This is a genomic window from Photorhabdus tasmaniensis, assembly GCF_011189505.1.
In the GTDB taxonomy this organism is placed as follows: domain Bacteria; phylum Pseudomonadota; class Gammaproteobacteria; order Enterobacterales; family Enterobacteriaceae; genus Photorhabdus; species Photorhabdus tasmaniensis.
The window spans coordinates 1-17,610 of the sequence record NZ_PUJU01000043.1; the positions used below are offsets into that span (position 1 = coordinate 1).

Annotated in this window: 10 protein-coding genes; 4 read left to right on the forward strand and 6 right to left on the reverse strand. The window is 41.5% G+C overall.

The window, feature by feature from the left end; all coding sequences use genetic code 11:
- Positions 1 to 2,790 precede the first annotated feature (2,790 nt).
- The 4 genes from C5471_RS17260 to fdnG all read right to left on the reverse strand — a co-directional run bounded on the left by C5471_RS17260 (position 2,791) and on the right by fdnG (position 9,272).
- Positions 2,791 to 4,113, reverse strand: coding sequence for an SLC5/6 family protein (locus tag C5471_RS17260; RefSeq protein ID WP_133813394.1), 1,323 nt, complete (start codon positions 4,111 to 4,113; stop codon positions 2,791 to 2,793).
- A 531-nt stretch (positions 4,114 to 4,644) separates the two neighbouring features.
- Positions 4,645 to 5,286, reverse strand: coding sequence for a formate dehydrogenase cytochrome b556 subunit (fdoI, locus tag C5471_RS17265; RefSeq protein ID WP_133813393.1), 642 nt, complete (start codon positions 5,284 to 5,286; stop codon positions 4,645 to 4,647).
- Positions 5,286 to 6,212, reverse strand: a complete 927-nt coding sequence (gene fdxH / locus C5471_RS17270; RefSeq protein WP_133813392.1) for a formate dehydrogenase subunit beta — start codon at positions 6,210 to 6,212, stop codon at positions 5,286 to 5,288. Before fdxH ends, fdoI begins: the two co-directional genes overlap by 1 nt.
- Before the next feature lie 12 nt (positions 6,213 to 6,224).
- The gene (gene fdnG, locus C5471_RS17275) at positions 6,225 to 9,272 is read right to left on the reverse strand and encodes a formate dehydrogenase-N subunit alpha (RefSeq protein ID WP_133813391.1); all 3,048 of its coding nucleotides are present in this window, start codon (positions 9,270 to 9,272) and stop codon (positions 6,225 to 6,227) included.
- A gap of 495 nt (positions 9,273 to 9,767) precedes the next feature.
- Between fdnG and C5471_RS17280 the strand changes: the two genes are divergently transcribed.
- Positions 9,768 to 11,312 (forward strand): Fic family protein, encoded by a 1,545-nt coding sequence (locus tag C5471_RS17280; RefSeq protein WP_133813390.1) that lies wholly within the window; start codon positions 9,768 to 9,770, stop codon positions 11,310 to 11,312.
- A gap of 113 nt (positions 11,313 to 11,425) precedes the next feature.
- Here C5471_RS17280 and pepT read toward each other — a convergent pair whose 3' ends face one another.
- Positions 11,426 to 12,679, reverse strand: coding sequence for a peptidase T (pepT, locus tag C5471_RS17285; protein ID WP_133813389.1), 1,254 nt, complete (start codon positions 12,677 to 12,679; stop codon positions 11,426 to 11,428).
- Positions 12,680 to 13,072: 393 nt separating this feature from the next.
- Here pepT and C5471_RS17290 point away from each other — a divergent pair, with 393 nt between their 5' ends.
- Genes C5471_RS17290 through C5471_RS17300 form a run of 3 tightly spaced genes read left to right on the forward strand, consistent with a single transcriptional unit; the run spans position 13,073 to position 14,781 of the window.
- Positions 13,073 to 13,744 (forward strand): CsgG/HfaB family protein, encoded by a 672-nt coding sequence (locus C5471_RS17290; RefSeq protein WP_133813388.1) that lies wholly within the window; start codon positions 13,073 to 13,075, stop codon positions 13,742 to 13,744.
- 21 nt (positions 13,745 to 13,765) lie between these two features.
- Positions 13,766 to 14,125, forward strand: a complete 360-nt coding sequence (locus C5471_RS17295; protein WP_133813387.1) for a DUF4810 domain-containing protein — start codon at positions 13,766 to 13,768, stop codon at positions 14,123 to 14,125.
- A complete protein-coding gene (locus C5471_RS17300) occupies positions 14,122 to 14,781 on the forward strand; it encodes a DUF799 domain-containing protein (protein ID WP_133813386.1) in 660 nt (219 codons plus the stop codon). Before C5471_RS17295 ends, C5471_RS17300 begins: the two co-directional genes overlap by 4 nt.
- A gap of 399 nt (positions 14,782 to 15,180) precedes the next feature.
- On the opposite strand, the gene C5471_RS17305 is transcribed toward C5471_RS17300, so the two are convergent.
- Positions 15,181 to 16,521: an MATE family efflux transporter gene (locus C5471_RS17305; RefSeq protein ID WP_133813385.1), complete on the reverse strand. Its 1,341-nt coding sequence runs from the start codon at positions 16,519 to 16,521 to the stop codon at positions 15,181 to 15,183.
- Positions 16,522 to 17,610 lie beyond the last annotated feature (1,089 nt).

Sequence of the window (17,610 nt, forward strand, 5' to 3'; positions counted from 1 at the left end):
ATTAAACGTCATTTTTTTAACTGATGATTTTAATCGGTATAAAGTTTTAACCGTTTTTTTACCCCTTTTAACGCCTGCTTTTTATTAAGTTTAATCATCATCCGCTATCATGTTTTACGTTTAACAAGCCCTAAATACCTCCACTTTTTATCTTTACCAACGCTGTTTTAGCCGCATTTTTCAGAACTTAAATCCTGCCACATTAACCGTTTTATCCCTTTTTTATTGCATTATTTTTAGGGTTTTATCCGTAAAATAACCGTCGATAAAACGCTTTAATATTTATTCCGTTCGGATAATATCCTTTTATATGTGGATTTCTTTTCAACTCTCTTTTAACGATTAATCATTTCCGATTAAATACCATTAAATCCGCAGCTGAAAAGTTGTATTTACCAAGTTAAATCCGACCTTGATACAAAAGCCAAAAGCTTTAATACCTTTTCACTTGCATTTTTAAATAATCATGACAGGTTAGGTAAATGTAAAATAAATCGCGCATAAAATTTTAACCCTTGTTTTCACCACTTTTAATATGGGATTTTTATTAGTCGAATCCGCCTTGCATTTAATCTTTTCCAGCACTTAAATCCTGTCACATTAACCGTTTTATCCCTTTTTTATTACATTACTTTTAGAGTTTTATCCGTAAAATAACCATCGATAAAACGCTTTAATATTTATTCCGTTCGGATAACATTCTTTTATATGTGGATTTCTTTTCAACTCTCTTTTAACGGTTAATAATTTCCGTTTAAATACCATTAAATCCGCAGCTAAAAACTCGCATTTACCGAGTTAAATCCGACCTTGATAAAAAAGCCAAAAGCTTTAATACCTTTTCACTTGCATTTTAAAATAATCATGACAGGTTAGGTAAATGTAAAATAAATCGCGCATAAAATTTTAATCCTTTTTTTCACCCCTTTTAATATGAGCTTTTTATTAGTCGAATCCGCCTTACATTTAATCTTTTTCAGCACTTAAATCCTGCCACATTAACCGTTTTATCCCTTTTTTATTGCATTGTTTTTAGGGTTTTATCTGTAAAACAACCGCTGATAAAACGCTTTAATACCTGTTCCGTTCGGATAATATTCTTTTATATGTGGATTTCTTTTCAACTCTCTTTTAACGGTTAATTATTTCCGATTAAATGCCATTAAATCCCCCGCTAAAAACTCGCATTTACCGAGTTAAATCCGACCTTGATACAAAAGCCAAAAGCTTTAATGCCTTTTCACTTGCATTTTTAAATAATCATGTCAGGTTAGGTAAATGTAAAATAAATCGCGTGTAAAATTTTAATCCTTGTTTTCACCCTTTTAACACGGGATTTTTATTACATTTAATCATCATGAAATATCATATTTTACGTTTAACAAACCTTAAACCTCTCCATTTTTTATCTTTACCAACGCTGTTTTATCCGCCTTTTTTAGAGTTTAAATCCTGCCACATTAACCGTTTTATCCCTTTTTTATTGCATGGTTTTTAGAGTTTTACCCGTAAAATAACCGTTGATAAAATGCTTTAATACCTATTCCTTTCGGATAATATTCTTTTATATGTGGATTTCTTTTCAACTTTCTATTAATAGTTAATGATTTTCATTTAAATGTCATTAAATCCGCAGCTGAAAAGTTGCATTTACCAAGTTAAATCCGACCTTGATAAAAAAGCCAAAAGCTTTAATACCTTTTCACTTGCATTTTTAAATACTCATGACAGGTTAGGTAAATGTAAAATAAATCGCGCATAAAATTTTAATCCTTGTTTTCACTCCTTTTAATACGGGGTTTTTATTACATTTAATCACCATAAAATATCATATTTTACGTTTAACAAACCTTAAACCTCTCCACTTTTTATCTTTACCAACGCTGTTTTACCCGTCTTTTTCAGCACTTAAATCCTGCCACATTAACCGTTTTATCCCTTTTTTATTGCATGGTTTTTAGGGTTTTATCCGTAAAATAACCGTCGATAAAACGCTTTAATATTTATTCCGTTCGGATAATATTCTTTTATATGTGAATTTCTTTTCAACTCTCTTTTAACGGTTAATCATTTACGATTAAATACCATTAAATCCCCCGCTAAAAACTCGCATTTACCGAGTTAAATCCGACCTTGATAAAAAAGCCAAAAGCTTTAATGCCTTTTCACTTGCATTTTTAAATAATCATGTCAGGTTAGGTAAATGTAAAATAAATCGTGTGTAAAATTTTAATCCTTGTTTTCACCCCTTTTAACACGGGATTTTTATTACATTTAATCATCATAAAATATCATGCTTTACGTTTAACACCCCTAAACCTCTCCACTTTTTATCTTTACCAACGCTGTTTTACCCGCCTTTTTCAGGACTTAAATCCTGCCACATTAACCGTTTTATCCCTTTTTTATTACATTACTTTTAGAGTTTTATCCGTAAAACAACCGTCGATAAAACGCTTTAATACCTATTCCTTTCGGATAATATTCTTTTATATGTGAATTTCTTTTCAACTCTCTTTTAACGGTTAATCATTTTCGCTTAAATGCCATTAAATCCCCCGCTAAAAACTCGCATTTACTGAGTTAAATCCGATCTTGATATAAAAACCAAAAGCTTTAATGTCTTTTCCTTTATTTGATTTTTCAGGTTTAAAACCAGAGGATAAAATATATTCCAATGATATTAAAATCAAAGCCTATTTCTTTAATCGTTTTTAATATTGGGCGAATTCGACTAATAAACGCAGTCTGGTAACAGACTGCGTTCAATTCAATGAATATTTTTTTAATTCAAGAAAATGCCAACAATGGTGAGATACACAATAGGAATCCGGTAAAGATAATCAAGATTAGCGATATTCCTTTATATTTGTGCAACGTTGGCACTTTGTAGACCAAATAAGCCGGGATTAGGCAACCGACCATACCGAATATGGGGCTACAGATTGAAGTAAAACTCAGTACTGGTGCATTCAGAATAATCGCTCCCCAAGCCAGCAGAATAGCGAAAACCATGATGCCTTTTTGTACCCAGTTTTTATTGATTTTTTCTGCTGGCATGATCCGCGCCAGAATATTCATCACTATGCCTTGGGTTGCTTCACGGAAGCCAAGATAAACGCCAAAGAAGGCGGTCATCACCGCAAAGATATTCAGCAAGACACTGATAACCGTTACCCAGCCACCGGGGAAGAATTTTGCCGCAATTGCCAGAGCAGAGATATTTTGTTCATAAGCTTGAACCGCTTCATCATGTCCCATTGCCAAGGTGAATGAAACTGCATAGAAGAAGACCGTACAGAACAGGACGCCAAAGGCAATATTCATTGCTCTTAATGCTTTATAGCGGGCAACTTCACGATTTTTCTCGTGATGGCGGTAAGAGATAACCATTGGGCTTAAGGTTTGAATAAACAGAATGGAAGTCAGGGTAAATGGCAGTGTAATGATCGCCTGTTTTATCAGCGTTCCGGCTGGTGGCAGTGCGCCGATATTATATAAGTGCCACATGCCTATCATGGATAAACCAAGTACCGCGACGACAAGCAGTTTGGACAACACCATAAAGCTGGATAATTTGAACAGGAGCCGTTCACCACAGGATGAAAGCGCAACCAGAATACAAATCAGTACCAGTCCGTAGAGAGGATTGTCAGAGAGTAGGCCGTCAGTGACACCGAAAGTTTGCAGATAGGAAGCACTGTCATTGGTGATGGCTGTTGAGTAAACAAACATCCAAATGACCAGCATAACAAAATAGAGTGTACCCAGCAAAATTCCCCAATTTTTTCCGAGATAGCCGCTGATAATACTGGGATAATCTTTACATTCGGGGGATTCTGCCAGCGTGTTGATAAACAGACGTTGGAACAGGTACATCGCCGGATAACCAATCACCGAGGATAGCAGGAAAACCCACAATCCCATTAAACCAACCTGAACCGGCAGGAAGACAATACCGGCACCGATTGCCATGCCGATACTCATGATGACCCAGCCAGCATCAAGATTGTTGAACTTGATAGCCTCCCGCCATTCACTTTCAGTCATGTTTGCCCGTTTTGCCGCAGGAGAATCTGCGACCATAATATGGTTGTTTTTTGCCGTTTCCATAATGGCTCTCGCTTATTATTTCCGTTAAGAATGTCAGTGTTATAGGGAAAAGATGCTGCATGATAATGCAACAATCCTAATTTTTGAGGTTCGTATTATAGTCAGTGTATTTCACTATGCAGATTGATTCGCCAGTAAGAAGGTAACGGGAGAACATTTTCATGTTATAGAATAATCGATCAGGTATAAGTGAAAAATAGAAATTACTTTTTAATGACATAAATTGATAGATCATAGTGAAGTATTGTAATTAACTAATTTTAATTTCTTTTTATTCTGTTATAAACAGAGAAAAGAAGAAAACTGAGTAAAAAGCCCACAATTATAAAAATAATTGTAAATGGCTTTCACATTAGGTAGTTTAAACAGGAATGACCGAATAAGATAATGATTTATATCAATTAAATATAAAATATCAAAATATTTCACTGCCAATATCGGGTATTATTGCAAATAATAAAGAACCATGCAGGAATATCTCTGTCAGTTATTCACATGGCATGGTTCAGGTAAATTCAGCAAGAAAATAGGCTAAGAGTTTTTCTCTTCCTGCTGCTCTTTTTGACGAATTTCTCTATACCAGCGAGGATGATGTTTCTTCGCCCAGCCGCGAGTTACCCAGCCTTCCACCATCGATCGGATAGAGCCTTTCACCCAAAATGCGGCATAGGCATGTATCATAATCAGCAGGATTAGGCCAACGCCGGCCAGAGAGTGCACCAAAAGCGCAAGCCGGATCAGCGGAATAGAGAAGAAATCGGCAAAATAGGGACGCCAGATGATCACGCCGCTGATAGCCAGTAAGATCAGGCAGCCGCTGATAGACCAGTAAATGCCTTTTTGACCCAGGTTATATTGGCCGATATCGCCAGCTTCCTCATTTCTCAGCACTTTATGGATGTTTTTCAGCCAGACAATGTCTTCTTTGTCGATAAAGTTATGTTTGAAATATCTGAAAAACATAAAGATAAACAACAAAAACATCATTGAGCCGATAAACGGATGCAGTATCCGTGCTAACTGCGGTGTGCCGAAAATATTCATTAACCAGTTAAAAGAGGGGAAGAAGAACCCCAACCCACTGATAGCAGTAAACAGAAAACAGAGCACTACTGACCAGTGATTCACCCGCTCAATCGGTGAGTGGCGGAGAATCGTATCCTGCTTTTTCATCACAGTTCCTCCCGATTAGCTGATTTTGCCGGTGTTTCGTCATCCTGACGGGCATGTTCTTCGTCTTCTTCACTGGTGCGGTTTGGACCAATGCCGACATAGTGGAAGAGGCTGGCGGCAAATGTTGCGGCGAAACCTACCGCTGCCAGTGGTTTCCAGATACCTTTCCAGAAAGTTACAGTTGGGCTGATGGTCGGATTATCCGGCAAGCCGTGATAAAGCTGCGGTTTATCCGCGTGATGCAAGACGTACATAACATGCGTGCCGCCAACACCTGCGGGATCGTATAACCCCGCGTTCTGATAACCACGGCCTTGCAGTTCAGTGACCCGCTCAGACGCCAGATTTTTCATATCTTCTTTGGTGCCAAAATGGATTGCCCCGGTCGGACAGGTTTTCACGCAAGCAGGCTCCTGGCCGACACCAACACGGTCAACACACAGGGTACATTTATATGCCCGGTTGTCCTCTTTATTGATCCGCGGCACGTTGAACGGGCAACCCGCGATACAATAACCACAGCCGATGCAGTGCTCTGACTGGAAGTCCACAATGCCGTTCGCATACTGGATAATCGCCCCTTCTGACGGACATGCTTTCAGGCAGCCCGGATCAGCACAGTGCATACAGCCATCTTTGCGGATAAGCCACTCCAGTTTGCCGTGTTCTTCCACTTCGGAGAACCGCATCACGGTCCATGATTTAGCGGTCAGATCGGTTGGATTATCATAAACACCGACGTTAAAACCCACTTCGTCACGGATATCGTTCCATTCTGAACAGGCTACCTGACAGGCTTTACAGCCAATACAGGTGGTAACATCGATCAGTTTTGCCACTTCTTCCTGATGATCACGCACACGAGGTGCCGGGGTAAAGGAATGAGTGGCGGATTTACGAATAATGTCTTGAGATTGCATTGCCATAATTCGCTCCTGTTAGACCTTTTCCACATTGACCAGAAACGCTTTGTATTCTGGTGTATGTGCGTTGGCATCACCCACGGAAGGGGTGAGCGTATTTGCCAAAAAACCTTTCTGGGTTGCCCCAGCAAAACCCCAATGGCAAGGGATACCAATGGTTTCAACTTGCTTGCCGTTAATGGTCAGTTGCTGAATTCGTTTGGTGACAACTGCTTTGGCTTTGATAAAACCGCGTTTAGAAGACACTTTGACTTCATCACCCTGAATAATGCCTTTTTCTGCCGCCAGTTTTTCACCGATTTCAATAAATTGTTCGGGCTGAACCACAGCATTAAGCTGCGCGTGTTTTGTCCAGTGACGGAACAGTTCGGTAATGGAATAAGTCGTTGCGACATAAGGGAATTCATTCGCTTCTCCCATATAAGCAGCATCGGCATGAAAGATGCGGGCAACCGGGTTAGAGACCACATTCGGGTGGAGTGGATTGGTACCGATAGGGGATTCGATCGGCTCATAATGTTCAGGGAATGGCCCGTCAGCCATTTTATCAATGGAAAACAGGCGGGCGACGCCTTCTGGTTGCATGATAAACGGTCCGACATGGGTTCCCGGCGCAGCGTTGCTGTAATCAACAACATCAAAGCCACGCCATTTGTTGCCATCCCATTTGATCAGCTCGCGGTTCGGATCCCACGGTTTGCCCTGTGGATCAACCGATGCGCGGTTGTAGAGCACCCGACGGTTTTGCGGCCATGCCCACGCCCAGCCCGGAGTACAGCCCAAACCGGATGGATCTGAGTTATCACGGCGGGCCATCTGGTTACCTTGTTCGGTCCAACAACCGGTGTAGACCCAACAGAAACTGGAGGTGGAACCATCATCTTTCAGTTGAGAGAACCCGGAAAGTTGCTGACCTTTTTTCAGTATGATATTGCCGTTTTCGTCTTTAATATCCGCTAATGCTTTACCGTTAGCTTCACGGGCAATCTCTTCCGGTGTCGGATCTTCAGGATTTTGGTAATCCCACGACAGATTCATAATAGGATCAGCATAAGCGCCACCTTCTTCACGGTAGAGTTCACGCAGACGCATCAGCAGCTTGCCAAGAATTTTACCGTCGTGTAACGCTTCTCCCGGTGGATGAGCGCCCGCCCAGTGCCATTGCAGCCAGCGACCGGAGTTGGCAATGGATCCATTCTCCTCGGCAAAACAGGAAGAGGGCAGGCGGAAAACTTCGGTTTGAATATCCGCCGGATTGACATCATTCATCTCACCGTGGTGCTGCCAGAAGTTAGATGATTCTGTCACCAGAGGATCGATTACCACCAGATATTTTAGTTTTGATAGTGCTCTGCTGGATTTATTTTTATCCGGGAATGCCGCCAGCGGATTAAAACCCTGAACAATGTAGCCGTTCATTTTGCCTTGAGTCATTAATTCAGCCTGAGCCAGAATATCGTAGCTTTTATCCCATTTAGGCAGCCAGTCGTAACCCCAGTCATTTTCTGCTGTGGCGTGTTCGCCCCAGAAACCTTTTAACAAGCTAATGAAGAAGTTTGGTGTGTTTTTCCAGTAATTAACCTGATTTGGTACCAGGGTTTTCGGTGTGGTTTGCGCCAGATAGGTTGCCAAGTTCTCCTGTTTTTCACTCGGCAGCGGCAGATAACCGGGCAGGTTAAGCGACAATAAACCAAGGTCACTGTAGCCCTGAATATTGGAGTGACCGCGCAATGCGTTAACACCACCGCCCGGCATTCCCACGTTACCTAACAGTAACTGAACCATTGCGGCGGCACGAATAATCTGAGCACCACCGGTGTGGTGAGTCCAACCCAATGCATAAAGAATGGTTGCAGTGCGGTTGGTGACCGAGGTACTTGCCAGTTGAGAACAGATATAGAGGAAATCCGCTTTTGAAGTCCCACACAGGTTGGAAACCTGTTCCGGGGTATAACGTTCAACGTGATTTTTCAGCAAGTTCCATACACAGCGTGGATGAGACAAGGTGTCATCCCGTTTGGCATAACCCTGTTCATCGGTTTCGTAATGCCATGAAGATCGGTCATAGCTTTTGGTGGCTTGATCAAAACCGCTAAATAAACCGTCTGTAAACCGATAATCTTCACGAACAATCAAACCCGCATTGGTGTAAGCCTTAACATACTCAGACTGGATTTTGTTGTTAAGCATCAAATAGCGGATCACACCCAGTAAGAATGCAGTATCTGAGCCAGCACGGATCGGCGCGTAAAAATCAGCGACGGCGGCACTGCGATTGAAACGCGGATCGACCACAATCACTTGCGCATTGTTTTTGATTTTAGCTTCAATCACCCATTTAAAACCTACCGGATGCGCTTCAGCGGCGTTTCCGCCCATGATCAGGACAACATTAGCGTTTTTGATATCGACCCAGTTGTTGGTCATGGCACCGCGGCCAAACGTTGGCCCTAGGGCAGAGACCGTCGGGCCGTGGCAAAGGCGCGCCTGACAATCAATGGCGATCATGCCCAAAGCGCGGGTGAATTTCTGATCGAGAATACCAGTTTCATTACTGGCAGCAGATGAGCAGAGCATACCCGTTGTCAACCAGCGGTTGACGGTGACATTGTGTTCATTCTTCTCAACAAAGTTGGCGTCACGGTCATCTTTCATCAGACGGGCAATGCGTTCGATCGCTTGATCCCAACGGATACGTTGCCATTGATCAGAACCCGGAGCGCGGTACTCGGGGTATTGGAGACGGTTTTTACTGCGAATATAATCGAGCACCCCAGCGCCTTTCGGGCACAGAGAACCCCGGCTGACCGGATGATCCGGATCGCCTTCGATATGAAAAATGCTTTCTTTGGCGTTTTTCGCACCATCACCCAGGCTGTACATCAGAATGCCACAGCCAACGGAACAATAAGTGCAGTTATTACGAATTTCACGTGAGCGCAGTAGTTTGTACTGACGGGTTTCAGCCAGCGCCACGGCGGGAGCAAATCCCAGCGCGGCGACTGTTGTTCCCGCCATACCACCCGCGCAGATCTTGAAGAAAGCTCTTCTGCTGACCTGCATCGGTCTTCTCCTTATTTTTTGAATGACGACATTGCTTTATTTTTTATGCAATAACACCTTGACGAATCAGGCGAAATTGCTTTCATAGCCCGCCCCGTTTTTCATTCAAAACACTCCTGGGTATCGCGGAGAACCCACTGCATTGATGAGTTATAAACTACCTGAGGTTATCATTATCCATAGTATCATAAAGCGTATTATGTTGCTAAATATGGATAAAATGGTTGCAAAATGATAAATAATATTAATATTGTTTTATTGTTATGTTATGAAATCATTAGTGACAAGATTGCGATATATTTAAGTCAGAAGCTCGTGTTCCAGCGTACGCCAACCTTCCCCCCCTTTGTTTACTAGATCTTAGCGCAACAGCGAGAAATGCAAGATCGTAAAAGCTAGAAATATAAGATCATAAAAGCTATAAACGTAATAGCGTAAAAACTAATTTTGCATTTTCATAACAGCTAATTATTAAGCATCTGGTGGGGAAAGAATATGGCAAAAACGGGAAACGAAAGGTTAGCAGAAGCACTGAAGGCGGCGAGTAATGCGGCGGTGGGCAATGTGCTCAACTCCAGATTAATCACTGATAAGCAACGCACTTTTCTCGTCAAGAAAGGCTATCTTAAGCAAATTATCAGGGGATGGTATCTCCTGGATGCAGACCTCACGACTGAGCAAACTGGCGACTCAGTGCTTTGGTATGAGTCTATTTGGTCGTTTGTAGGGCAGTACATTGAAAGTATCTTCGGGGATGATTATTGGTTGAGTCCAGAAGCCTCTCTCGACTTGCATACGGCAAACAACGCTTTATCAAACCAAGTGATCGTCTACACCACAGATACGACACCACGCACGCTTAACCTGCCGAATAACATGAGCATGGTGATCATCAAGGGAAGAATTCCCTGTAAGACTGCCAAGGTGAATGGTATTAATGCTCATTCATTGGAAAGTGCGTTAGTTGAAACTGGCCCACAAACCTTTAGAGCTAATCCCTTAAATATTCAATTGGCGCTCCAGAATGCTGATCTGAGTTTGCTTTCAGAGGCGTTGCTGACAACCAAGAACCTTGCATCGGGAAACAGATTAATTGGCGCCTACGAACAATTAAAGATGAAAGCTGAAAGCCGGAAACTACAAACCATCATGGAGGGAGCTGGTTTTGAAGGCGTTAAGCGGGTTAACCCGTTTGACCATGCTCCGATAATTGTAGGTGCTGGTCGGGGAGAATCCCCAAGCGCAGTTCGTGTGCGGATCCTGTGGCAGAAGATGAGACAGGACGTGATCGAGGTGTTTGACGGTTTCCTACCTCCTTTTGACTTCTTTGGGCGCGCAATCGAAGAGACTCACGCGATGATGAGCAGTCTCTACGTGAGCGATGCCTACAACTCGCTATCTATCGAAGGTTACAAGGTTACGCCGGAGTTAATCGAGCACTTATCTAATGGTGACTGGTCGCCGGATACCATCCAAAGGGATAAGGAGCAGAAGGACGCACTGGCTGCCAGAGGTTATTACGATGCTTTCAATAAGGTCAAAGAGTTGCTGCGTGAAGCGTATGAGGATAGGGAGAGCTTGGACATCCGTTATCTGGTCGATGTTGGCCTGACTGACTGGTTCACCGCATTGTTTAACCCCTGTGTGGATGCCGGAATTATTAACAGACTGGATTTGGCGGGATTCCGAAAAGGGCCGATCTATATCCGTACTTCAATGCATGTACCGCCAGCCAGCGAGCAGCTAATGGATTGTATGGAAGTACTAAAAGAGCTGATCGCTAATGAGGAATATTTTGCAGTAAAGGCCATCTTAGGTCATCTGTTCCTGGGTTACATTCACCCGTTCCCTGATGGTAATGGCCGCACTGCCAGATTTTTAATGAACTTCTTGCTGGTAATTGGTGGATACCCCTGGACGGTGATTAAGCTTAAAAATAGAACGCAGTATCTCTCGGCGCTGGAATCGGCTTCGGTAGGAAAGAACGCGAAGCCATTTGCGGAATTTGTGAAGCAATCCATGCAGGAAATAGCCGGGTAGCACTTGCTCCCGGCCATGGTGAACTGCCCCAAAAACTTGGGCAGTTTAACCAGACGAGCTGTCCGATGTTTATCGCCCGGTAAATTATTCTGTCAATATCGAGGGGATTGGCATCATATATCCGCTCCTGGAGCAAACCGGGCTGTCGTTAATTCCACTATCGTTTTCACAACTTCACTAGCCGCATACAGGGATTTCACCGGCAAATATTCATAAATTGAATGGAAATTATGTGCGCCAGTAAAGAGATTCGGGCAAGGTAAACCTTTCTGGGAAAGAACGGCACCATCATAGCCACCGCGCATGGGAATCGGGCGCGGGGTAATATCGCATTTTTCATAAGCGGCAATAGCGATATCAATTGGATAACGGTTTTCCCCTTGCAGACTGTTGTAAACATTGGTGTAACGAGCTGTCATCTTGAATTGTACACTGCCTTCTCCCCACAGGGCGGTACAGCTATCTGACAGATTTTTCAGGAACGTCATCCGATATTCATAACCCGCTTGAGTAAAATCACGAACATCCAGTTTCAGCACAGTACGGGCGTTGTTTCCTTGTATCTGTTTTACCCAATAATAACCTTCCCGGCCTTCGGTATATTCAGGGGCCTCACCACCTGGCAACATGGCAATGTATTTGTGTGCCATCAACAGGGAGTTTTTCAGTTTGCCTTTAGCGGACATTGGGTGTGCCGGTTGTCCGGTGAAGATAATTTCTACATCACCAGCATTCCAATTCTCATAAACCAGTTCACCAATCCCTCCGCAATCAAGGGCATAGGCAAAATCGGCACCAAATGCATTGACATCAAAAGCTTTCGCTCCCAGCAGCCCTTGTTCTTCATCAGGGACAAAACCCACTTTTATTGTGCCATGTTTAACATCAGGATTTTGCCGGAAGTATTGCAACATGTTCACAATGGCGGCCAGAGCGGCTTTATTATCCGCCCCTAACAAGCTGGTGCCGTCAGTAACAATAATATCGTCACCAATGTAGTTTTTTAACTCAGGGAATTCACTTTGGCGCAGGTAAATATTGAGCGCGTTGTTCAGGCATAGATCGCCGCCGTTATAAGGTAAGACTTGAGCCTTAGTCTCATTGATCAGCTCGGCGCTGGTATCAAGATGACCAAAAAATGCGATCGTCGGAACGAAATAGTCCACATTAGCGGGCAGAGTTGCCGTGACAATTGCGGTATCTCGCACAAGAATATCCTGTAATCCCAGTTGTTTTAGCTCGTTCCCTAATTTTTTGGCTAATACTCTCTGGCCTTCAGAGGAGGGCATAATACCTGCCGCTCCTTGCTTGCTATTGGTGGTGGTATTGATTTTGGTATAAGAAATAAAACGATCAACAATATTCATGTTTTTCTCCATTCTGTTTGCTATATACAGAAATACGTCTATTTTACTTATTTAACTTAATTAATTGATTATTTTGAACGATATTTAAACATCAATAACGAGATGCTTTTGATATTTAAGTTCCAGTAATTTCATTAACAGTATAAATATTAATGAAACATTTAAATTATAATTTAAGTTAATGTGACTTTATTCTCTAGGGGAATAAAAATTAATCATAAAAATGTGATACAACAAATGGTTTTTTATTGTTTTAGCATAAAATGCTGGTCACACAGCCTGGGCTTATTCATAATAATTTTTGATGTAAATAAATCTTTAATGGAATGCGTCATCTGCCTATTTTTGTATTTTAGGTGGATACACTAATCATTTTTTGTAGGAATAGGTTTTATGCAGAGTAAGTTGGTTTTATCTTCAATTTGTTTGGCTTCGGCAATATTATCAGGGTGTGCAACCGAATCTTCCAATACCGTCCAGGTGCAAAAAGTAAATTCTTATAACACGGTATATCAAGGTATTCGTAGTCCAATTGCTATCGGTAAGTTTGAAAACCGTTCCAGTTATCAAAACGGGATTTTCTCTGACGGCGTTGATCGTCTCGGTAATCAATCTAAAACAATTTTAATCACCCATTTACAGCAGACCGGACGCTTTACCGTTCTGGAACGCACCAATATGGCAGAGCTGAGAGCAGAAGCGGGTTTACAAGGTAAATCACAGAAGCTGAAAGGTGCGAGCTACGTCATTACCGGTGATGTGACTGAATTTGGCCGTAAAGAAGTCGGCGATCATCAGTTATGGGGCCTGTTGGGACGCGGTAAATCACAAGTGGCTTATTCTAAAGTCATGTTGAATGTGGTGAATGTGGAAACGTCCGAAGTGGTTTTCTCCGTGGCAGGTGCAGGTGAATATAAATTATCCAACCGTGAAATTATCGGTTTTGGTGGCACTGCCAGCTATGATTCCACGCTGAATGGCAAAGTGCTGGATCTGGCAATTCGTGAAGCGGTAAACAGCCTGGTTGAAAATATTGAAACGGGTGCATGGAAACCTTCTAACTAAGCAATATAGGGATATATTCTCATGGTATTAATGAAAAAAGCGGGCTTATTGCTGGCAGCTATGGCCCTGGCGGGTTGTGCGACTCAGCCAAAAACGATTTATGAATGGGATCAGTACCAACCTACCGTTTATCAGTATTATCAACAGGATAAGATGGGGTTTGAAGAGCAGTTACAGGCTTTGCAGAAAGTGATTGAAAAAGCGAAAGCGAAAGATAAACCGGTACCGCCTGGATTGCATGCACAGATGGGTTTGCTGTATAGCAAAACGGGTCGTATTTCAGAAGCGTTCCATCAGTTTGAAGCAGAGAAAAAACTGTTTCCTGAATCAGCGCCATTTATGGACTTTTTATTAAGTAAAAATAAAGGAACTATGCAATGAATCGTATTCTCGTGGCGTTAAGTTTATTAGCTGCGCTTGTGCTGACAGGGTGTGCCAAGACTACGCCTTATGACTACACTGCATTTAAAGAGAGCAAACCAAAATCCATTCTGGTTTTGCCGGCAGTGAATAAATCTTTGGAAGTAAAAGCAGGTCACAGCCTGATTTCTCAAGTGACTTATCCATTGGCAGAATCGGGTTATTATGTTTTTCCGGTTGCGGTCGTGGAAGAGACATTTCAGCAAAATGGCGTGACCGTGGGGCAGGATATTCAGAATATCAGTTATAAAAAACTGCATGATATTTTTGGTGCAGATTCCGCGCTCTATCTGGATATTGAAGAGTACGGCACGCAGTATCAGGTTATCAACAGCGATACCCGTGTAACGGCTTCCGCTAAACTAGTGGATCTGCGCAGTGGTAAACAACTGTGGAATGGTCGGGCAGTTGCCTCATCGACGGAAAATCAAAATAACTCGAATAGTAGCCTTATTGGAATCTTGGTGTCTGCGGTCATTTCACAAATCGCGAATACCATTACCGATAAAGGTCATGAGATTGCGGGTATTACAAGTCATCGCTTACTGACAGCTGGCGGTAGTCGCGGTTTACTTTATGGTCCCCATTCTGAGCATTATGGTAAAGAAAAGCATTAATCTCTGATTAGAGCGAATGGTAATAATGGGCAGGTAAACATCCTGCGCATTATTATGCTTATCTTTTTACTATTTTTAAAATTTCTTCGCAACTTAACCATCGTTGAGACAGTGGTAATTTATAAAACCATACGATACGAGAAAATTATTTTAAAACGTATACTTATAACCTTGAGACTGCTCCCCGCCGTAAACGGCCAGGCTTCCCACTTCTCAGGCCGCAACCGTCTGTACGACGGAAATCACTATTTATTCAAGTCGAATATAAGGTGTCTTCTATATAGAGGGTAATGGAATGATAAGATCCCCAATTGGGAAGGATACAACACTGGGGCTCCCGATGAAGGGAACCTCAGTGTTGAGATTAGGCAAATATTTCAATCATCCACAATCTGTTGATTAAAGATCTAATCGCTTTGTTTGCCATTTTTTAGATTTCCAACGCCAAGTATTAACGAATCCACGCAGCCATTCATCACAGAAGAAACCGATCCAAATACCTAAGATCCCCATTTCCATCTTGATGCCAAGGAAATACCCTATTGGAATAGCAACACACCACATAAAGAACATCGCAGTATATAGCGGGAAACGGGCATCACCGGAAGCACGCAATGCGTTCACCATAATGATATTGGCGGTACGGACTGGCTCCAGAAAAACAGACAGCAAGAATAGTGGCAACAACAGTTTTATGATGGATTCATCTTGCGTCAAGAAATGCAGAATCGGTACCCTGAACAGCCAGAAGGCGGTGACAACACCCACGGTCACGATACAGCCAATTTTCAGACTATTAAAGCCACGAATATAAGCATCTTCAAACCGTTTGGCACCGACCAGATGACCAACCATAATTTCGTTACCAATGCTGGTGGCAATACCAAACAACATGACAAATAGTGATAGCTGGAAATAGAGTGTTTGTGCTGCCAGTGGAATTTCACCCATCAATCCAATGAATGCTATGGCGGCCATATATTGCAGGACCCACACCATATTTTCGCCCGCTGCGGGTAAACCGATATGTAAAATTTTGCCCAATATACTTTTTGACCAGAGCAGGAAACCTGTCAGTTTAAATTTAATCCGCAGGCCATAACTTAGCAGACAGAATAACAGGATAACGGCAACAATCCGGCCAAAGACGGTAGACCAGGCAACACCTTCCAGACCATATTGAGGCAATCCGAAGAAACCATACAGGACTATCATATTACCCAGCACCGTCAACAAGTTAGCAATCAGCGTAACATACATCGCCGGCTTGGATTTTCCATAAACTCGTAAACAAGTTGCCAGGATAATCGAAATGGCTTCCGGGATCAGGCAGATCCCCAGAATGTGCAGATAGCTGAAACCATCTTCCATCAGGTGTTCTGGCATATTCATAATATGCAAGATCTTATAGCCGAAGAAGATGGTAATCAGTGCACAACTAAGCCCAAGTAAAAAGTTGAATGCAATAGAAATATGGATCGCCTGACTGGCCTTATCCCGTTTGCCGGCACCAATGTATTGCGCAATAACAACACTGCAACCGACACTGATAAAGCTGAAAATAGTGATAAACAGGTCAAAGACCTGATTACCTACTGCCATAGCAGCCAGGTAAGAAGTAGAAACATGGCTCACCATATAGGTGTTAATTAATAAAGTGGCCAGATGGAGGAGAATATCAATAAAAATCGGCCAACTTAGCGAAAAGAGCGAACGCTCAGTAACATCAGTTTGATGCATTTGAAAAACCTGCTTATTGAAAAAAGGTAAAATAAATAGTTTCTTGAGATGCCGCGTACTCAGAAAATATTCATGTATTGTACATGGTTTATTCATTTGTTAACAGAGAGAGGATAAGAATAAAAAGGTGAATGCTATTTTTCAATTTGTCTGTATCTGAATATTGGTTATGGTGTCTGATTACCAATCTATGATACCAGACCGATTCGTGAATAATTTCGTAACTGTATCAAGCAAATTGTTGTCTGATAACAGCAGGAAGTGGAAAATTTTATATGTTCTGTTTAATTGTTTTGGTAATTTTATCATATAATTAATATTAATATAAAAATTAGTGCAATTAAGGGTTGTGTTTTTATGTTTGGATAAAATTCCAAAATAATGTCTATATTTTTGTGTTTTGGCAATATTTAAAGTTTAATTTATCTAAATAATTTTATTATTTCATTAAAACTTAAACGCTTCATCAACGAAAAGATAAAAGAATTTATTTGGTTAAATCTTGTTCTATAATTAGTTTCAGGAGTAAAATATATGGAAATAAAAATATACCATTTAACGAGGTGATATGATGATAAATAGATTACAGCGTCGATTAATAATGACTATTTTGATGTTGACTTTTTTTTCTACTTTTTCTGCATCTATATATGCTTGTATATTAAAGCCACATTTCCCCATATGTGCAATAAAATGTGTCATTTTTTCATCCCACACTACGACATGTCTTATCGGTTCTGACGGTCCTAATAATTCAACTCCTGATCACTCAACCCCTGTTATATTTGAGAATGAATAATTAATCGAGGCTAGAATTAATTGATTTTCAGATGGCACAGTTATAGTGCTATACAGAATTCTATTTCTGTTATTTCTATTCCGCCCTTTAATAAGGGCGGATTTTTATAAATAAATTAAACGCTAAGGTGTCCTATTTAAGCTAATGAAAATAATCTAAATTAGTTGGTTCTAGATGTAAGTAATTAAAATTATTTATTAAACTTGAATATAATTAATCAATAACAAGCAATGTGTTTATTGGTATATTGTTTATCTCTTCCAGAGTCATAATAGCATTTAAGTGTAAAA